The organism is Pseudomonas sp. MWU16-30316, from assembly GCF_020515645.1.
In the GTDB taxonomy this organism is placed as follows: Bacteria; Pseudomonadota; Gammaproteobacteria; order Pseudomonadales; family Pseudomonadaceae; genus Aquipseudomonas; species Aquipseudomonas cerasi.
Window position 1 is genome coordinate 1,251,942 of record NZ_JAIZAZ010000001.1, and the last position, 18,662, is coordinate 1,270,603.

The window sequence follows — 18,662 nt, forward strand, 5'->3', positions numbered from 1 at the left end:
GTCGAACCTCAATCCACCTGAGAACGAAAAACCATTATGTGACGCGGAGCGTCACGAACTGCATTCCCACGCGGAGCGTGGGGACGATAGTCGTGGCAGTCGCGACACGACGTCATGAACTGCATTCCCGCGCGGAGCGTGGGGACGATATTCGTGGCAGCCGCGACACGACGTCATGAACTGCATTCCCACGCGGAGCGTGAGGAACGGTAGTCATTAGCTCCCGAACTGTGCCTTTAGCCAAACTGCCCTAAAGTGCTTTAACAAGAATCACGATCCCTCCGCGCCCAGGCGCGTAACCGTTTGTGTCCAATACATCTCCGCCTCGTACAACTCTGGCATAACACTTGCTCTGCCTCTGTCACGTATTGAAGAACCTCTTGAATAGTGACGGATTATTGGCATGGCGCAGAGCGAAGAAGTTAAAGACCCCGCGACCACAGGCAAAGGTAAAGGCAAACTCAAGCTCATTATCATCGCCGTCGTGGCGCTGCTGCTGGCCGTAGGCTTGTCGGTGGGCGCGACCTGGTTCCTCATGCACAAGAGCGAAAGCAAGGAAGATCCAGCGGCGGCCGCAGCGGCAGCCAACGTCAAGCCAGTGGCGGTGTTCGAACCGATGACCCCGGCCTTTGTGGTCAACTTCAACGCCAATGGCCGCCAACGCTATATGCAGGTGAGCATCACCATGCTGGGCCGTAACGCCGCCGACATGGAAGCGCTGAAGGTCCACATGCCATTGATCCGCAACAATCTGGTCATGCTGTTTGCAGCCATTCCCTTCGAATCGCTGGCTTCGCCGATCGGCCAGGAAATGCTGCGTCAGAAAGCGACCGCCAGCATTCAGGAAGTCGCGCAGAAAGAACTCGGCAAGACTGTGATCGAACAGCTGCTCTTCACTAACTTCGTATTGCAGTAGGACTCTCACATGGCCGTGCAAGACCTGCTCTCCCAGGACGAGATCGATGCGCTGCTGCATGGCGTCGACGATGGGATGGTCCAGACTGACAACAACAGCGAACCTGGCAGTGTCAAAAGTTACGACCTGACCAGCCAGGACCGGATTGTCCGCGGACGCATGCCGACGCTGGAAATGATCAACGAGCGCTTCGCCCGCTACACACGTATCAGCATGTTCAACCTGCTGCGCCGCTCGGCGGACGTGGCGGTGGGCGGTGTTCAGGTCATGAAGTTCGGTGAGTACGTGCATTCCCTGTACGTGCCGACCAGCCTCAATCTGGCCAAGATCAAGCCGCTGCGTGGCACCGCGCTGTTCATTCTCGACGCCAAGCTGGTGTTCAAGTTGGTGGATAACTTTTTCGGCGGTGACGGGCGTCACGCCAAGATCGAAGGCCGAGAATTCACGCCAACCGAACTGCGTGTCGTGCGCATGGTGCTGGATCAGGCGTTTGTCGACCTCAAGGAGGCCTGGCAGGCGATCATGGAAGTCAATTTCGAGTACATCAACTCGGAAGTGAACCCGGCCATGGCCAACATCGTCGGGCCGAGCGAGGCTGTAGTGATCTCCACCTTCCACATCGAACTCGATGGCGGTGGCGGCGATCTGCACGTGACCATGCCGTACTCGATGATCGAGCCGATCCGCGAAATGCTCGATGCCGGTTTCCAGTCTGATCTGGACGACCAGGACGAGCGCTGGGTCAACGCGCTCAAGGAAGACGTGCTGGACGTCAACGTTCCGCTCACCACGACCATCGCCCAGCGCCAGTTGCCATTGCGGGACATCCTGCACATGCGCCCTGGTGATGTGATCCCTGTGGAACTGGGCGATTCGCTGGTCTTGCGTGCCAATGGCGTACCTTCGTTCAAGGTCAAGCTTGGCTCGCACAAGGGCAAGATGGCCCTGCAAGTAATCGAACCCATAGCGCGACGCTGACCAGTCTGGTCAACGTCGGAAATTGTTGCGTAACTGAAATACTGCGTGCAGAGGACAACCGATGGCTGATGAAAACGATACGATGTCTGCTGAAGATCAGGCATTGGCGGATGAGTGGGCTGCTGCATTGGGCGAAGCTGGCGACAGCCAGGCTGATATCGATGCGCTGCTGGCTGCGGATGCCGGAAATTCGGGTAGCCGGATGGCGATGGAAGAGTTTGGCAGCGTGCCGAAAAGCACCGGTCCGGTTTCTCTGGATGGTCCCAACCTGGATGTGATTCTCGACATTCCGGTGTCGATCTCCATGGAAGTGGGTAGTACCGACATCAACATCCGCAACCTGCTGCAGCTCAACCAGGGCTCGGTGATCGAACTGGATCGTCTGGCAGGCGAACCCCTTGATGTGCTGGTCAACGGCACACTGATCGCGCATGGCGAGGTGGTGGTGGTCAATGAAAAGTTCGGCATCCGTCTGACCGACGTGATCAGCCCGAGCGAACGCATCAAGAAGCTGCGCTAAGTGAGGCGCTGGCTGAGTGTTCTGCTGACCCTGCCATCGCTGGCCTGGGCCGCCGAACCCGCCGTTCAGGCGGCGCCTGCGCAAGTGGCCAATACGGTCTCCGGCGGTATGGGCGGGCAGGTGGTGCAACTGCTGTTCGGTCTGATCCTGGTGATTGGCCTGATTTTCGTACTCGCGTGGCTGATGCGCCGGGTGCAGCGCGTCGGGCCGAACAGCAATCAGGTGATCGAGCTGGTGAGCTCGCGCGCGCTGGGGCCGCGTGATCGGCTGGTGCTGGTGCAGATCGGCAATGAACAAGTGCTGCTGGGCATTACGCCCGGGCGAATCACGCCTTTGCATGTGCTCAAGGAGCCCGTGCAGGTGCCGGTGCGCGAGCAGGCTACCCCTGAATTCGCTCAGCGCCTGATGGAGCTGATGGGCAAGGATAAGGACAAGAAGTAATGGGCGCCTTGCGTTTCCTGATACTGCTGTTGCTGGTGATGGTGACGCCCGCTGCGCTGGCGGCCGATCCGCTGTCGATCCAGGCGATCACGCTGTCCAATGGTGCCGATGGTCAGCAGGAGTATTCGGTCAGTCTGCAGATTCTGCTGATCATGACCGCGCTGAGCTTCATTCCGGCGTTCGTCATGTTGATGACCAGCTTCACGCGGATCATCATCGTCTTCTCGATTCTGCGTCAGGCCCTCGGCTTGCAACAGACGCCGTCGAACCAGATCCTCACCGGCATGGCGTTGTTTCTGACCATGTTCATCATGGCGCCGGTATTCGACCGGGTGAATCAGGATGCCTTGCAGCCTTATCTGGCCGAGAAGCTTTCGGCGCAGGATGCGGTGGCCAAGGCGCAAGTGCCGATCAAGGACTTCATGCTGGCCCAGACGCGCACCAGCGACCTCGAGCTGTTCATGCGCCTGTCCAAGCGCACCGACATCCCGACCCCGGATGCCGCGCCGTTGACCATTCTGGTTCCGGCGTTCGTGATTTCGGAGCTCAAGACAGCGTTTCAGATCGGCTTCATGATCTTCATTCCGTTTCTGATCATCGATCTGGTGGTGGCCAGTGTGCTGATGGCGATGGGTATGATGATGCTGTCGCCGCTGATCATTTCTCTGCCGTTCAAGATCATGCTGTTTGTGCTGGTGGACGGCTGGGCGCTGATTGTCGGCACCCTGGCCGGCAGTTTTGGTGGCGTATGAGCCGTTTCACTGAGGAGTCTGCCCGATGACGCCGGAAGTAGCCGTCGATCTGTTCCGCGAGGCCCTGTGGCTGACCACTGTGCTGGTTGCGATTCTTGTTGTGCCAAGCCTGTTGTGCGGTCTGCTGGTGGCAATGTTTCAGGCGGCCACGCAGATCAACGAACAGACCCTGAGCTTCCTGCCGCGCCTGCTGGTGATGCTCGTCACCCTCATCGTCATCGGCCCGTGGCTGTTGAAAATATTCATGGAATACATGCTGTCGTTGTACACCAGTATTCCGACTCTGATCGGCTAGCATCGCATGCAGCCGATGCTCGCGCTGACCGATACCCAGATCAGTACTTGGGTAGCCAGCTTCATGTTGCCGCTGTTTCGCATCATCGCGTTGCTGATGACCATGCCGATCATCGGCACCACGCTGGTCCCGCGTCGGGTGCGCATGTACCTCGCCGTGGCGATCACCGTGGTGGTCGCGCCTGCGCTGCCAGCCATGCCGCCCGTGCAGGCGCTCGACCTGAGCGCGCTATTGCTGATCGGCGAACAGATCATCATCGGCGCCGGGATGGGCCTGTCGCTGCAGTTGTTCTTTCATATCTTTGTGGTCGCGGGCCAGATCATCTCCACGCAGATGGGGATGGGCTTTGCTTCGATGGTCGACCCTACCAACGGTGTCTCCTCCGCCACCATTGGCCAGTTCTTCACGATGCTGGTCACCCTGTTGTTCCTGGCCATGAACGGTCATCTGGTGGTGCTGGAAATCCTCGTCGAGAGCTTTACCACGATGCCGGTCGGCAGTGGTTTGCTGGTCAATAACTTCTGGGAGCTGGCCAACGGGTTGGGCTGGGTACTGGCTTCGGGTCTGCGGCTGGTGTTGCCTGCGATTACCGCGCTGCTGATCATCAACATCGCTTTTGGCGTCATGACCCGTGCCGCGCCGCAACTCAACATCTTTTCCATCGGTTTCCCGCTCACGCTGGTGTTGGGCATGGTCATTCTGTGGATGACCATGGGCGACATTCTCAATCAGTATCAACCGATCGCTACGCAGGCCTTGCAGGCGTTGCGCGACATGGTGAGGGCTCGTTGAATGGCAGAAAACGAGAATGGCCAGGACAAGACAGAAGACCCCACGGAAAAAAAGGTCAAGGACTCACGGGCTGACGGCCAGATCGCTCGCTCCAAGGAGCTGACCACGCTGGTGGTGATGCTGATGGGGGCGGGCGGGCTGTTGATGTTCGGCTCCGATATCGCCCTGATGATGTCCGAGCTGATGCGTGACAACTTCACGATATCCCGCGAAACCCTGATGGATCAGTCCTACATGGGCAAGGCGCTGCTCAGTTCCGGGATGCACGCGCTGATCGTGGTCCTGCCGTTTCTGATCGCCATGCTGGTTGCCGCACTGGTGGGGCCGATCATGCTCGGCGGCTGGCTGTTCGCCACCAAATCATTGATGCCCAAGTTCAGCCGCATGAATCCGGCAGCAGGGCTCAAACGCATGTTTTCGCCGCATGCGCTGGTCGAATTGCTCAAGTCTTTCGGCAAATTCCTGATCACTCTGGCGGTTGCGCTGGTGGTCCTGAACAATGAGCGCAAGGACCTGGTCGCGATTGCCCACGAGCCGCTTGAGCAGGCCATGATTCACAGCCTGATGGTGGTGGGCTGGAGCAGTTTCTGGATGGCGTGTGGCCTGATATTCATCGCGGCGGCGGACGTGCCGTTCGTGTTGTATGAGGCGCACAAGAAGCTGCTGATGACCAAGCAGGAGGTGCGCGACGAGCACAAGAACAGCGAGGGCAGCCCAGAGGTCAAGCAACGTATTCGCCAGTTGCAGCGTGAAATGTCCCAGCGACGCATGATGGCCTCCGTCCCTGAGGCTGACGTGATCATTACCAACCCGACACACTTCGCCGTCGCCCTCAAATACGATCCCGAGCAGGGCGGGGCACCGATGTTGCTGGCCAAGGGTACTGATCTGGTGGCGCTGAAAATTCGCGAAATCGGCGCGCATAACGAGATCCTGATTCTGGAATCTGCGGCACTGGCGCGTTCCATTTACTACAGCACCGAGCTCGATCAGGAAATTCCCGCCGGCCTGTATCTGGCCGTCGCCCAGGTGCTGGCCTACGTCTATCAGATCCGCCAGTTCCGCGCCGGCCAGGGCAAGCGCCCCGACCCTCTGGGCGACATCAAAATCCCTCCCGACCTGCAGCGCGACGCGTAGTCCGGTCCCCTCTCGCGACGTTCGGGCATCAATCTGAAAGGCCCTGGTTTCAGACGCTCCGCGTCCGCTCTTGCACAGGCAAACGAGAAGATTTTTCTGACTGCGCTCAGCGCACTGGATTTACGTGATTTCTGTGTCTAAAGCCTTACCGCCACTGGCTTTGTAAAAGTTGGACAGCTTTTTGCAACAGGGTCGATACAGGGCGCCATCGGCGTCAATGTTTTGATCTAGTGCGCAGGTAACGAATCAGTGGATCGCTCTCAATTACTCAGTAGCGCACGCAGCAATATCACAGGCCTGGGCCGTGGTCAGTTGGGCGTTCCGTTGTTGTTGCTGGTCATGATGGCAATGATGATGTTGCCTATGCCGCCATTCCTGCTGGACGTGTTCTTCACGTTCAACATCGCACTGTCCATCGTCGTGCTGCTGGTGTGTGTGTACGCCCTGCGGCCGCTGGACTTCTCGGTATTTCCGACCATTCTGCTTGTCGCCACGTTGCTGCGTCTGGCGCTGAACGTCGCTTCCACTCGGGTGGTCATGCTTCACGGGCAGGACGGCCACGCCGCTGCGGGCAAGGTGATTCAGGCCTTCGGTGAAGTGGTGATCGGTGGTAACTATGTCGTTGGTATCGTGGTGTTCGCGATTCTGATGATCATTAACTTCGTGGTAATCACCAAGGGTGCCGGCCGTATTTCCGAGGTGAGCGCGCGCTTCACCCTCGACGCGATGCCCGGCAAACAGATGGCGATCGATGCCGACCTCAACGCCGGCCTCATCGATCAGCCGGAAGCCAAGCGCCGCCGTGCCGAAGTCGCCCAGGAAGCCGAGTTCTACGGTTCCATGGACGGTGCCAGTAAATTCGTGCGCGGCGATGCGATCGCCGGTCTGCTGATTCTGTTCATCAACCTGATTGGCGGCATGCTGGTCGGTATCCTGCAACACAACATGACCTTCGCCGACGCAGGCCGCGTTTACACCCTGCTGACCATCGGTGACGGTTTGGTGGCGCAATTGCCATCACTGCTGCTGTCCACCGCCGCCGCGATCATGGTGACCCGTGCTTCCGGTTCGGAAGAGATGGGCAAGCTCATCAATCGTCAGATGTTCGCTTCGCCCAAGGCGCTGGCGGTTTCCGCTGCGGTCATGATCGTGATGGGGCTGGTGCCGGGCATGCCGCACTTCTCCTTCATCAGCCTCGGCCTGGTGGCTGCAGGCGGCGCGTATCTGCTCTGGAAGAAAGAAAATCAGGTGAAAGTCGAGGCGCTGGCCGAAGTGCAGCGTCAACAGGACCTGCTGCCTTCGCCGACCCGCGTTCAGGACGCCAAGGAACTGGGTTGGGATGACGTGACGCCCATCGATATCATCGGCCTGGAAGTGGGCTACCGCCTGATTCCGCTGGTGGATCGCAACCAGGGCGGTCAGCTGCTGGCGCGTATCAAGGGCGTGCGCAAGAAGCTCTCGCAAGAGCTCGGCTTCCTGATGCCCACCGTGCACATTCGCGACAACCTCGATCTGGCGCCCAGTGCCTATCGTCTGACGCTGATGGGCGTGATTCTGGCCGAGGCCGAGATCTACCCGGATCGCGAACTGGCGATCAACCCCGGTCAAGTGTTCGGCACCCTGAACGGCATTACCGCCAGAGACCCGGCGTTTGGTCTGGAAGCCGTGTGGATCGAAATCAGCCAGCGCAGTCAGGCGCAGTCGCTGGGGTACACCGTCGTCGATGCCAGTACTGTAGTGGCAACCCACTTGAACCAGATTCTCTACAAGCATTCGCATGAGCTGATCGGCCACGAGGAAGTCCAGCAATTGATGCAGTTGCTGGCCAAAAGCTCGCCCAAGCTGGCTGAAGAGCTGGTGCCTGGCGTGCTGTCGCTGTCTTCGCTGCTCAATGTGCTGCAGGCGCTGCTGGCTGAACACGTACCTGTGCGGGACATTCGCAGCATTGCAGAGGCTATCGCCAACAACGCCGGGAAGAGTCAAGATACCGCCGCTTTGGTGGCCGCAGTTCGAGTGGGTCTGAGCCGCGCAATCGTCCAAAGCATTGTAGGCGTTGAGCCGGAGCTGCCTGTTATCACTTTGGAACCAAGGTTGGAACAGATATTGCTCAATAGTTTGCAGAAGGCTGGTCAGGGTCAGGAAGAAGGCGTTCTTCTTGAGCCAAGCATGGCTGAGAAGCTCCAGCGTTCGTTGATTGAGGCCGCCCAGCGTCAGGAGATGCAAGGGTTGCCGGTAATTCTTCTGGTAGCAGGGCCTGTCCGGGCGATGCTGTCACGATTTGGACGATTGGCTGTACCGAACATGCATGTTCTGGCGTATCAGGAAATTCCGGACAACAAGCAAGTAACCATCGTAGCGACTGTCGGGCCAAACGGCTGAGGTAGTGAGTCATGCAAGTTAAGCGATTTTTCGCCGCCGATATGCGTCAAGCCATGAAGCTGGTTCGCGATGAGCTGGGCGCTGAAGCGGCCATCATCGGTAACCGGCGCATTGCTGGTGGCGTAGAGCTGACTGCTGCTCTGGATTACAAGCTGTCCGCCCTGGCACCGCGTGTGCCGAACATGGAGCTGGAAGACGAGCTGCGCAAGACTCAGTCGCGCATCGTCTCCGCCCAGGCCGAATTGAACAACCGCAGCGACAGCGACGCATCGGTCAACCTGCAGCTGTTTTCCGGCAAGCCGGTCAACCCTGCCGATACGCACATCGAACCGACGCTCGAAGAGCCGCCGCGCCCATTCGCGTACGCACCGCCACAGGCCGCCGAGCCTGCCGTTGGCCAGCGCGCCTATGACTCGATGCGCTCCGAATTGAACGGCCTGCGCGAGCTGCTGGAAGTCCAGCTCGGCTCGCTGGCCTGGAACCAGTTGCAGGGCAGTCGTCCGCAGCAGGCCAATCTGTGGCGTCGCCTGCAACGTGTCGGCTTGTCCGGCCCGCTGTCACGCGATCTGCTGTCGATGATCCCGGAGATCGACGAGCCTCGTCAGGCCTGGCGCATGCTGCTGGCTCATCTGGCACGCATGATCGCCGTGCCGGAAGTCGAGCCGCTCGAAGAGGGCGGCGTGATTGCAATGGTCGGTCCTGCCGGCATGGGCAAGACCACCACCCTGGCCAAACTGGCAGCACGTTACGTGTTGAAGTACGGCCCGCAGAATATCGCACTGGTCAGCATGGACAGTTTCCGTATCGGCGCGCAGGAGCAGCTCAAGACCCTTGGGCGCATCCTCAACGTGCCGGTCACCCATGTCGATCCTGGCCAGTCCCTGGTTCAGGCGCTGGAACCGCTGCTGCGCAAGCGCGTAGTGCTGATTGACACCGCCGGGCTGCAGGCCAGTGATCCTGCGCTGCGCATGCAGCTGGAAAGCCTCGCGGGTCGCGGCATCAAGTCGCGCAACTATCTGGTGCTGGCAACCACCAGCCAGAAGCAGGTGCTGACAGCCGCGTATCACAGTTACAAGCGTTGTGGCCTGGCCGGATGCATTCTGACCAAGCTTGATGAAACAGCCAGCCTCGGTGAAGTCCTGAGCCTGGCGATCAGTCACGAATTACCTGTGGCCTATCTCACGGACGGACCACGCATTCCTGATGACCTGCATATTCCGCGTCGTCATCAGCTGGTAAGCCGCGCGGTGAGTGTGCAGATGCAGGATGAGCCTAGCGAGGAAGCAATGGCTGATATGTTTGCTGACCTCTATCACACCCCTGGCAAGAGAGTGGGTTAAGTGATGGATATTATTGGAATGTCCCTGCGTCAACGGTCTGCCATGCAGTGTTCATACGCGAACGTGCAGCCCTCGATGTGGTTTCGGTCTACGCAAGACAAGGTAAAGAAATAACATGGGCAGCATGCATCCCGTACAGGTTATCGCGGTGACCGGTGGCAAAGGTGGCGTCGGTAAGACTAACGTGTCAGTGAACCTTTCACTGGCCCTTGCCGAGCTTGGCCGTCGCGTCATGCTGCTGGACGCCGATCTGGGTCTGGCCAATGTCGACGTGCTGCTCGGGTTGACGCCCAAGCGCACGCTTGCCGATGTCATCGAGGGGCGTTGTGAGTTACGCGACGTGCTGTTGCAGGGGCCGGGCGGGGTTCGAATCGTACCCGCTGCTTCCGGCACCCAGAGCATGGTGCATCTGTCGCCCGCCCAGCATGCCGGCCTGATCCAGGCGTTCAGCGAGATTGGTGACAACCTCGATGTGCTGGTGATCGACACGGCTGCCGGTATAGGCGAGTCGGTGGTCAGCTTCGTGCGCGCCGCTCAGGAAGTGCTGCTGGTGGTGTGCGACGAGCCCACGTCGATCACCGATGCCTACGCCCTGATCAAACTGCTTAACCGCGATTACGGCATGAACCGCTTCCGGGTGCTGGCCAACATGGCACAGAGCCCGCAGGAAGGGCGCAACCTGTTCGCCAAGCTGACCAAAGTGACGGATCGTTTTCTCGATGTTGCGCTGCAGTATGTAGGTGCCGTTCCGTACGACGAGTGCGTACGCAAGGCGGTACAGAAACAGCGCGCCGTCTACGAAGCATTCCCGCGTTCCAAATGTGCACTGGCCTTCAAGGCCATTGCCCAGAAGGTTGATACCTGGCCGTTGCCAGCCAACCCGCGGGGTCATCTCGAGTTCTTCGTTGAGCGACTCGTTCACCAGACCAGTGCAGGGCCTGTGCAATGACTGCGAGCGGCTACCAGATGTACAGCAAGGCTTCCCGTAATTCACAATACGAGTTGATCGAGCGCTATGCGCCACTGGTCAAGCGTATCGCTTATCATCTGCTGGCGCGCTTGCCGGCCAGTGTGCAGGTCGAGGATCTGATCCAGGCCGGCATGATCGGCCTGCTTGAAGTCTCCACCAAGTATGATTCCACCAAGGGTGCGAGTTTCGAGACCTATGCCGGCATTCGCATCCGGGGTGCGATGCTCGATGAGGTGCGCAAGGGGGACTGGGCGCCACGCTCGGTACACCGTAATACGCGTATGGTCAGTGACGCAATTCGGGCAATTGAAGCTAAAACCGGCCGTGACGCTAAAGATCACGAGGTTGCGGCCGAACTCCAGTTGAGTCTCGATGATTACTACGGGATTTTGAATGACACCTTGGGCAGCCGCCTCTTCAGTTTCGACGACCTGCTGCAGGACGGCGATCATGAAGGGCTGCACGAGGATGGCGCAAGCGGATCGCTTGAGCCGTCGCGCGACCTGGAAGACGAGCGCTTCCAGGCTGCGTTGGCCGATGCAATTGCCAATCTGCCAGAGCGCGAGCGTCTGGTGTTGGCGCTGTACTACGACGAAGAGCTGAACCTCAAGGAAATCGGAGAGGTTCTCGGGGTCAGCGAATCGCGGGTCAGTCAGTTACACAGCCAGTGCGCAGCTCGTTTGCGAGGGCGTTTGGGGGAGTGGCGAGCGCGTTGACAGGCAATGTGCGGTCTATGGCCGCGCGTTGACTGCAAGCCGGCTGTGCAGAGCGTTACGTGGTAACGGGGTGGACCCGTCAGAAGCCTGTCAGGTATTGCCTCGATGGGCTTGTTTCTCAGGTCCTTGCCTGTTGTTGTGCCAAGCCCGTCGTCGTTTCGTACAGCCGGGGGTGTGCTGTGCCAGTATTGAGTGAACAGCGTGTTCAGGTGCTGAATGCGTTAAAGACTGCTTGGAGGTCGAATTGGACAAGAACATGAAAATCCTCATCGTTGATGACTTCTCAACGATGCGGCGGATCATCAAGAACCTTTTGCGTGATCTGGGGTTTACCAACACATCGGAAGCGGACGATGGTCTGACCGCATTGCCGATGCTGCAGAGCGGTGCCTTTGACTTTCTGGTGACGGACTGGAACATGCCTGGCATGTCCGGTATCGATCTGCTGCGCGAAGTCCGCAAGGACGAACGCCTCAAGAGCCTTCCCGTGCTGATGGTCACTGCCGAAGCCAAGCGTGAGCAGATCATTGAAGCTGCCCAGGCTGGGGTGAACGGTTATGTAGTCAAGCCATTCACTGCCCAAGCCCTGAAAGACAAGATCGACAAGATCTTTGAACGCGTCAATAGCTGATGCAAGCCGCGAGGGCGCTATGGATAACAATGATTCGATGGCCGACTTTGAGTCGACCTTAAAAAGACACGCGCAGGAACTTGTCACCAGCCTTGAAAAGGGTCGTTTCGGTGACGCTGTGCAACTGATCCACGAACTCAACCAGACACGCGACCGCGGCCTTTATCAGGAAGTGGGCAAGCTGACTCGTGAGCTGCACAGTGCAATCGTAAACTTTCACATCGATCCGCACATGCCTCAAGCCGAGGAAGTGTCGCAGATCACGGATGCTACCGAACGCCTGTCGTATGTGGTGAGGCTGACCGAGAATGCGGCCAACCGCACCATGGACCTGGTGGAAGAGAGTACGCCGGTCATGAACGGCCTGAGTTCCGACGCCAAGGCGTTGAGCGATGACTGGGGACGTTTCATGCGCCGCGAAATCGGTGCCGAAGAGTTCCGCGAGCTGGCCAAGCGGGTCGATGGTTTTCTGACGCGTACCGAGAAGGAAACCCATCAGGTTTCCGCGCATCTCAACGACATTCTGCTCGCCCAGGATTACCAGGACCTTACCGGTCAGGTCATCAAGCGTGTGACGCAACTGGTGACCGAAGTCGAGAGCAATCTGCTCAAACTGGTGCTCATGGCCAGTCATGTCGATCGCTTCGCAGGCATCGAACATGACGAACAATCCATCCTCGATGAAAAAGATCCTAAAAAACATCTCACTCAGGGTGAAGGTCCGCAGATTCATGCCGATAAACGTGAAGACGTCGTATCCGGACAGGATGATGTAGACGATCTGCTATCGAGCCTCGGCTTCTAAGATCTGTAGACGGTTAATTTTAGGGAGCACCCCATGAGCTTCGGCGCCGATGAAGAAATCCTTCAGGATTTTCTGGTAGAGGCCGGCGAAATTCTGGAGCAGTTGTCAGAGCAATTGGTCGAGCTGGAAAGCCGACCGGATGATGCTGATCTGCTCAATGCAATTTTTCGCGGTTTTCACACTGTAAAAGGGGGCGCCGGCTTCCTCCAGCTCCATGAGCTGGTGGAGTGCTGCCACATCGCCGAAAACGTGTTCGACATCCTGCGCAAGGGTGAGCGTCGCGTTGATTCCGAACTGATGGACGTGGTCCTGGAAGCACTGGACACCGTCAACAGCATGTTCGGTCAGGTACGTGAACGGACTGACGTAACTCCGGCGACGCCAGAACTGCTGGCCGCGCTGTCGCGTCTGGCCGAGCCACAATCCGCCGACGAGGCCGCGGCTCCCGAGCCAGAGCCCGAGCCGGTGGTCGAAGTCCAGGCTGCTGCGGTTGCAGAGCCAGCGCCTGGCGACGAGATTACCGATGATGAATTCGAGCAACTGCTCGATTCGCTGCACGGCTCCAGCCCGGTGTCTGCAGCGCCTGCACAGGCGCCAGCAGCAGCGGCCGCGCCGGCGGGTGACGAAATCACCGATCAGGAATTTGAATCCCTGCTTGATCAGTTGCATGGCAAGGGCAAGTTTGCGGCCGATGCTGCAACCGCTCCGGCCCCTGCACCTGTGGCGCAGGGCAGTGCAGCGCCTGCCGGTGACGAAATCACCGACGACGAATTCGAAGCGTTGCTCGATCAACTGCACGGCAAAGGTTCGTTTGACGCCGCGGTAGCGACGCCAGCAGCTGCTGCACCCGTAGCCGTTGCTGCCAAGGCGCCCGCTGCTGCGGCCGCGTCGGACGAAATCACCGATCACGAATTTGAAAACCTGCTCGACGAATTGCACGGCAAGGGCAAGTTCGAGCCTGAGGCGATTGTTGCCAAGGCATCTGCTCCGGCAGCCGCAGCGGCTGCTCCGCCACCGCCGCCACCTGCTGCCAAGCCTGCTCCGGCGCCTGCTGCGAAAGCAGAGCCGGCCAAACCTGCTTCGGCGCCAGCCCCTGCGCGCGCTCCTGCACCCAGCGGCGAAAAGCCGGTGGCGACAGAAGCCGAAACCACGGTTCGTGTCGATACCGCCCGACTGGACGAGATCATGAACATGGTCGGCGAGCTGGTGCTGGTGCGTAACCGCCTGGTACGCCTGGGTCTCAACAGCGGCGATGAAGCCATGTCCAAGGCGGTTTCCAACCTGGATGTGGTCACCGCCGATCTGCAGACTGCGGTGATGAAAACCCGCATGCAGCCGATCAAGAAAGTCTTCGGTCGCTTCCCGCGTCTGGTTCGCGACCTGGCTCGCCAGCTCAAGAAAGAGATCAACCTGGAGCTGGTCGGTGAAGAGACCGACCTCGACAAGAACCTCGTAGAGGCGCTCGCCGATCCGCTGGTCCACTTGGTGCGCAACGCTGTCGACCACGGTATCGAAACGCCGGAAGAGCGCGAAGCCACGGGCAAGTCCCGCGGCGGTCGTGTGATCCTTTCGGCGGAGCAGGAAGGCGACCATATCCTGCTGTCGATCTCCGATGACGGTAAGGGCATGGACCCTAACGTCCTGCGCTCCATTGCTGTGAAACGCGGCGTCATGGACAAGGATGCAGCCGATCGGTTGAGTGACACCGATTGCTACAACCTGATCTTCGCGCCGGGCTTCTCGACCAAGACCGAGATTTCCGATGTGTCGGGTCGCGGTGTGGGCATGGACGTGGTCAAGACCAAGATCTCCCAGCTCAATGGCTCGATTAATATCTATTCGACCAAGGGCCAGGGTTCGAAGATCGTCATCAAGGTGCCGTTGACCCTGGCGATCATGCCGACCCTGATGGTGATGCTGGGCAACCAGGCCTTCGCTTTCCCGCTGGTCAACGTCAACGAAATCTTCCACCTGAACCTGTCGACTACCAACGTGGTTGATGGCCAGGAAGTGGTGATCGTACGTGACAAGGCCTTGCCGCTGTTCTACCTCAAGCGCTGGCTGGTCAGTTCTGCGGCTCATGAGGAACAGCACGAAGGGCACGTAGTGATCCTGACGGTCGGCACTCAGCGCATCGGTTTTGTCGTCGATCAGCTGGTCGGTCAGGAAGAAGTGGTCATCAAACCGCTGGGCAAGATGCTGCAAGGTACGCCGGGCATGTCGGGCGCCACCATCACCGGTGACGGTCGCATTGCCCTGATTCTCGATGTACCGAGCATGCTCAAGCGTTACGCCGCACGGCGTATCTGAACCCGGGGTTGCGGGCAGCCTGGCTGCCTGCGACACCTATTGGAGTGTTTATGGCAGTCAAGGTCCTGGTGGTGGATGATTCCGGTTTTTTCCGCCGCCGCGTTACGGAAATTCTTTCTTCGGACCCCAACATTGTAGTTGTCGGCACCGCCACCAACGGCAAGGAAGCGATTGAGCAGGCGCTGGCACTCAAGCCGGATGTCATCACCATGGACTACGAAATGCCGATGATGGATGGCATTACGGCAGTTCGCCACATCATGCAGCGTATCCCCACCCCGGTATTGATGTTCTCGTCGCTGACGCACGAAGGTGCGCGCGTGACGCTGGATGCTCTTGACGCCGGTGCGGTGGATTTCCTGCCCAAGAATTTCGAAGATATCTCGCGCAATCCGCAGAAGGTAAAGCAACTGCTGTGCGAGAAAATCAACAGCATTTCACGCAGCAACCGCCGTTCCAGCGGCTTCGGTTCAGCCAGTGCAGCTCCGGCCGCACCGGCTCCTTCGACGTTGTCCAGCCGCGCGTCTGCGCCAGCCCCTGCACCTGCCAGGACGGTGCCGTCACGCACGGCGACACCTGCTGCGGCTCCGGCTGCCCCGGCCACTCATGCGCCGGCGCACCCGACTACTTCAGGCACAGCCAAGCGTAAGGCCTACAAACTGGTGGCCATCGGCACCTCAACCGGCGGTCCGGTCGCGCTGCAACGGGTGCTGACTCAATTGCCAGCCAATTTTCCGGCACCACTGGTGCTGATTCAGCATATGCCTGCGGCGTTTACCAAGGCATTTGCCGAACGTCTCGACAAGCTCTGCAAGATCAGCGTCAAGGAAGCGGAAGACGGCGACGTGCTGCGTCCTGGCCTGGCGCTGCTGGCGCCGGGTGGCAAGCAGATGATGGTTGACGGGCGCGGTACGGTGAAGATTCTGCCGGGCGACGAACGCCTCAATTACAAGCCGTGCGTCGACATCACCTTTGGCTCGGCTGCCAAGTCCTACGGCGACAAGGTGCTCTCGGTGGTCCTGACTGGTATGGGTGCCGACGGCCGCGAGGGCGCGCGACTGCTCAAGCAGGCCGGCAGTACCGTGTGGGCGCAGGATGAAGCGAGCTGCGTGATTTATGGCATGCCGATGGCCATCGTCAAGGCCGAACTCGCGGATGCGATCTACAGCCTCGACGACATCGGTCGGCACCTGGTAGAGGCCTGTCTCTGATGGATGTACTGAGCCTTATCGGTCTGATTCTGGCGTTTGTCGCAATCATTGGTGGTAATTTTCTCGAAGGCGGGCACCTCGGTGCCTTGCTCAATGGCCCGGCAGCTCTGATCGTGCTGGGCGGTACGCTCGGTGCTTCGCTGTTGCAGTCGCCGATGAGTGCGTTCATGCGTGCCATGAAAATCATCCACTGGATCATTTTCCCGCCGCGTATCGATCTGCCCGGTGGGGTTGACCGGGTCATCGGCTGGAGCATGACCGCCCGCAAAGAGGGCTTGCTGGGTCTTGAAACCGTAGCCGATTCCGAGCCCGACGGTTATGCCCGCAAAGGGTTGCAACTGTTGGTCGACGGTGCCGAGCCTGCAGCGATTCGCAGCATTCTTGAAGTGGATTTCATCACCCAGGAAACCCGCGATATCCAGGCTGCGAAAGTATTCGAAAGCATGGGCGGCTACGCGCCGACCGTGGGTATCATCGGCGCCGTCATGGGCCTGATTCATGTCATGGGCAACCTGGCTGACCCCAGTCAACTGGGCAGCGGTATCGCCGTCGCCTTCGTTGCCACGATCTATGGTGTGGCCATGGCCAACCTGATCCTCCTGCCAGTGGCGAACAAGCTCAAGGCCATCGCCCACCGTCAGGCGCGCTATCGCGAAATGTTGCTTGAAGGTCTGTTGTCCATCGCCGAGGGTGAGAACCCGCGCTCCATCGAACTCAAGCTGCAAGGCTTCATGGAGTAACAGCGCATGGCTCGCCGTCGTCAGGTCGAAGAACATGAAAATCACGAACGCTGGCTGGTGTCGTATGCCGACTTCATTACCTTGCTGTTCGCGTTTTTCGTGGTCATGTACTCGATTTCCTCGGTCAACGAAGGCAAGTACAAGATTCTGTCCCAGGCATTGGTCGGCGTGTTCAATGACACCGAACGCACCATGAAGCCGATCCCCATCGGTGAGCAGCGCCCGGTTTCAGTCAAGCCCGCCGAGCCGCTGGTCAAGGACAGCGAGCAGACTGACGCAGGCATAGGTCAGGCGTCCGATGACCCGTTGCAGACCATTGCCCAGGACGTGCGCGATGCGTTCGGTGACCTGATCAAGTCCGACCAGATGACTGTGCGCGGCAACGAACTGTGGATCGAGATCGAACTCAACTCCAGCATGCTTTTCGGCAGTGGCGATGCGATGCCCAGCGACAAGGCCTTCACCATCATCGAAAAGGTCGCCGGGATCGTCAAACGCTTCGACAACCCGATCCATGTCGAGGGCTTTACCGACGACCAGCCGATCAGCACTGCACAATTTCCGACCAACTGGGAGCTGTCTTCAGCACGTTCTGCCAGCATTGTGCGCATGCTCGCCATGGACGGTGTCAATCCGGCGCGTCTCGCTTCGGTGGGCTATGGTGAGTTTCAGCCGATCGCCCCCAACACCAGCACCGTCGGACGCGCCAAGAACCGCCGTGTAGTGCTGGTTATTTCGCGCAATCTGGATGTTCGCCGCAGCCTGACCAGCGCTGGATCGGCCAATGTGCAACCGGATGCCGCATTGAGGCGTGCTGGCACACAAACTGCACCGGTGCCAGCAAAGCCGCCGGTACGCGCGAACGCCGTCAATTCTCCGTCACCCGCCCCCTAAACATCGTATCGGTATGGTCGTCGCTGTACGGAAGGAAAAACATTAATGAGAGTCTGGGCAGTAGCCAACCAGAAAGGTGGAGTCGGAAAGACCACCACGACCATTGCCCTGGCCGGTTTGCTGGCCGATTCAGGCAAGCGCGTGGTCGTGGTCGATCTGGACCCTCACGGCTCCATGACCAGTTATTTCGGGCATAACCCGGACGAACTGGAACACAGTGCTTTCGATCTGTTTCTGCATAAAGGCGCGGTGCCGGAAGGTCTTCCCGGCCAGTTGCTGCTGCCTACCAGCGATAAACGTATCTCGCTGATACCCTCCAGCACCGCGCTCGCCACACTGGAGCGTCAATCACCGGGTCAGAGCGGCCTGGGCCTGGTTGTCGCAAAAAGTCTGGCTCAGTTGTGGCAGGATTTTGACTATGCGTTGATCGACAGTCCGCCGCTGCTGGGCGTTCTCATGGTCAATGCCCTGGCGGCCAGCCAGCAGTTGGCGATTCCGGTGCAGACCGAGTTTCTGGCCGTGAAAGGTCTGGAGCGCATGGTCAATACGCTGACCATGATCAACCGTTCGCGCAAGGTGCCGCTGCCTTATACCATCGTGCCGACATTGTTCGACCGTCGTACCCAGGCATCGCTGGGCACCTTGAAATTGCTGCGCGACAGCTTCCCCGAGCATGTCTGGCAAGCCTATGTGCCGGTCGATACACGATTGCGCGATGCCAGCCGACTGGGGCTTACGCCGTCGCAGAACGACAGCAAGAGTCGTGGTGTGATCGCTTACCGGGCATTGCTCAAGCATATGCTCGCCGAGCAGCTCAATGCGCAGGTGGCCTGAC

The 18,662-nt window shown here is 59.1% G+C and carries 19 protein-coding genes; all 19 read left to right on the forward strand.

Going from position 1 to position 18,662, the window contains the following annotated elements:
• The first annotated feature begins 403 nt into the window (after positions 1-403).
• The 19 genes from fliL to LCH65_RS05895 all read left to right on the forward strand — a co-directional run bounded on the left by fliL (position 404) and on the right by LCH65_RS05895 (position 18,661).
• Positions 404-916, forward strand: coding sequence for a flagellar basal body-associated protein FliL (gene fliL, locus LCH65_RS05805; protein ID WP_003370139.1), 513 nt, complete (start codon positions 404-406; stop codon positions 914-916).
• 9 nt (positions 917-925) lie between these two features.
• Positions 926-1,894: a flagellar motor switch protein FliM gene (fliM, locus tag LCH65_RS05810; RefSeq protein ID WP_003412410.1), complete on the forward strand. Its 969-nt coding sequence runs from the start codon at positions 926-928 to the stop codon at positions 1,892-1,894.
• 61 nt (positions 1,895-1,955) lie between these two features.
• On the forward strand, positions 1,956-2,414 hold the full coding sequence (gene fliN, locus LCH65_RS05815) for a flagellar motor switch protein FliN (protein WP_003370145.1): 459 nt from the start codon (positions 1,956-1,958) through the stop codon (positions 2,412-2,414).
• Positions 2,415-2,855, forward strand: a complete 441-nt coding sequence (gene fliO, locus LCH65_RS05820) for a flagellar biosynthetic protein FliO (protein WP_003436111.1) — start codon at positions 2,415-2,417, stop codon at positions 2,853-2,855.
• A complete protein-coding gene (gene fliP / locus LCH65_RS05825) occupies positions 2,855-3,607 on the forward strand; it encodes a flagellar type III secretion system pore protein FliP (RefSeq protein WP_003370151.1) in 753 nt (250 codons plus the stop codon). Before fliO ends, fliP begins: the two co-directional genes overlap by 1 nt.
• 25 nt (positions 3,608-3,632) lie before the next feature.
• Positions 3,633-3,902, forward strand: a complete 270-nt coding sequence (locus tag LCH65_RS05830) for a flagellar biosynthetic protein FliQ (RefSeq protein WP_002554277.1) — start codon at positions 3,633-3,635, stop codon at positions 3,900-3,902.
• A 6-nt stretch (positions 3,903-3,908) separates the two neighbouring features.
• Positions 3,909-4,694: a flagellar biosynthetic protein FliR gene (gene fliR / locus LCH65_RS05835; RefSeq protein WP_032609911.1), complete on the forward strand. Its 786-nt coding sequence runs from the start codon at positions 3,909-3,911 to the stop codon at positions 4,692-4,694.
• A complete protein-coding gene (gene flhB, locus LCH65_RS05840) occupies positions 4,695-5,831 on the forward strand; it encodes a flagellar biosynthesis protein FlhB (RefSeq protein WP_003370155.1) in 1,137 nt (378 codons plus the stop codon). It abuts the gene before it with no gap.
• A gap of 249 nt (positions 5,832-6,080) precedes the next feature.
• The gene (gene flhA, locus LCH65_RS05845) at positions 6,081-8,210 is read left to right on the forward strand and encodes a flagellar biosynthesis protein FlhA (RefSeq protein ID WP_003436113.1); all 2,130 of its coding nucleotides are present in this window, start codon (positions 6,081-6,083) and stop codon (positions 8,208-8,210) included.
• An 11-nt stretch (positions 8,211-8,221) separates the two neighbouring features.
• The gene (gene flhF, locus LCH65_RS05850; protein WP_003436114.1) at positions 8,222-9,550 is read left to right on the forward strand and encodes a flagellar biosynthesis protein FlhF; all 1,329 of its coding nucleotides are present in this window, start codon (positions 8,222-8,224) and stop codon (positions 9,548-9,550) included.
• A 115-nt stretch (positions 9,551-9,665) separates the two neighbouring features.
• Positions 9,666-10,499, forward strand: a complete 834-nt coding sequence (gene fleN / locus LCH65_RS05855) for a flagellar synthesis regulator FleN (protein ID WP_003412391.1) — start codon at positions 9,666-9,668, stop codon at positions 10,497-10,499.
• On the forward strand, positions 10,496-11,236 hold the full coding sequence (fliA, locus tag LCH65_RS05860) for an RNA polymerase sigma factor FliA (RefSeq protein WP_002554271.1): 741 nt from the start codon (positions 10,496-10,498) through the stop codon (positions 11,234-11,236). The genes fleN and fliA overlap by 4 nt, the downstream gene beginning before the upstream one ends.
• 256 nt (positions 11,237-11,492) lie before the next feature.
• Positions 11,493-11,867 (forward strand): chemotaxis response regulator CheY, encoded by a 375-nt coding sequence (locus tag LCH65_RS05865; RefSeq protein WP_161420660.1) that lies wholly within the window; start codon positions 11,493-11,495, stop codon positions 11,865-11,867.
• 19 nt (positions 11,868-11,886) lie between these two features.
• Positions 11,887-12,672 (forward strand): protein phosphatase CheZ, encoded by a 786-nt coding sequence (locus LCH65_RS05870; protein ID WP_003370183.1) that lies wholly within the window; start codon positions 11,887-11,889, stop codon positions 12,670-12,672.
• Between the two features lie 33 nt (positions 12,673-12,705).
• Positions 12,706-14,982, forward strand: a complete 2,277-nt coding sequence (locus tag LCH65_RS05875; RefSeq protein WP_080479793.1) for a chemotaxis protein CheA — start codon at positions 12,706-12,708, stop codon at positions 14,980-14,982.
• Between the two features lie 50 nt (positions 14,983-15,032).
• On the forward strand, positions 15,033-16,193 hold the full coding sequence (locus LCH65_RS05880; protein ID WP_003436116.1) for a chemotaxis response regulator protein-glutamate methylesterase: 1,161 nt from the start codon (positions 15,033-15,035) through the stop codon (positions 16,191-16,193).
• Positions 16,193-16,933, forward strand: coding sequence for a flagellar motor protein (locus LCH65_RS05885; RefSeq protein ID WP_003436124.1), 741 nt, complete (start codon positions 16,193-16,195; stop codon positions 16,931-16,933). Before LCH65_RS05880 ends, LCH65_RS05885 begins: the two co-directional genes overlap by 1 nt.
• A gap of 6 nt (positions 16,934-16,939) precedes the next feature.
• Positions 16,940-17,827 (forward strand): flagellar motor protein MotD, encoded by an 888-nt coding sequence (motD, locus tag LCH65_RS05890; RefSeq protein WP_003370193.1) that lies wholly within the window; start codon positions 16,940-16,942, stop codon positions 17,825-17,827.
• Positions 17,828-17,872: 45 nt separating this feature from the next.
• The gene (locus LCH65_RS05895) at positions 17,873-18,661 is read left to right on the forward strand and encodes a ParA family protein (protein ID WP_003370196.1); all 789 of its coding nucleotides are present in this window, start codon (positions 17,873-17,875) and stop codon (positions 18,659-18,661) included.
• Position 18,662 lies beyond the last annotated feature (1 nt).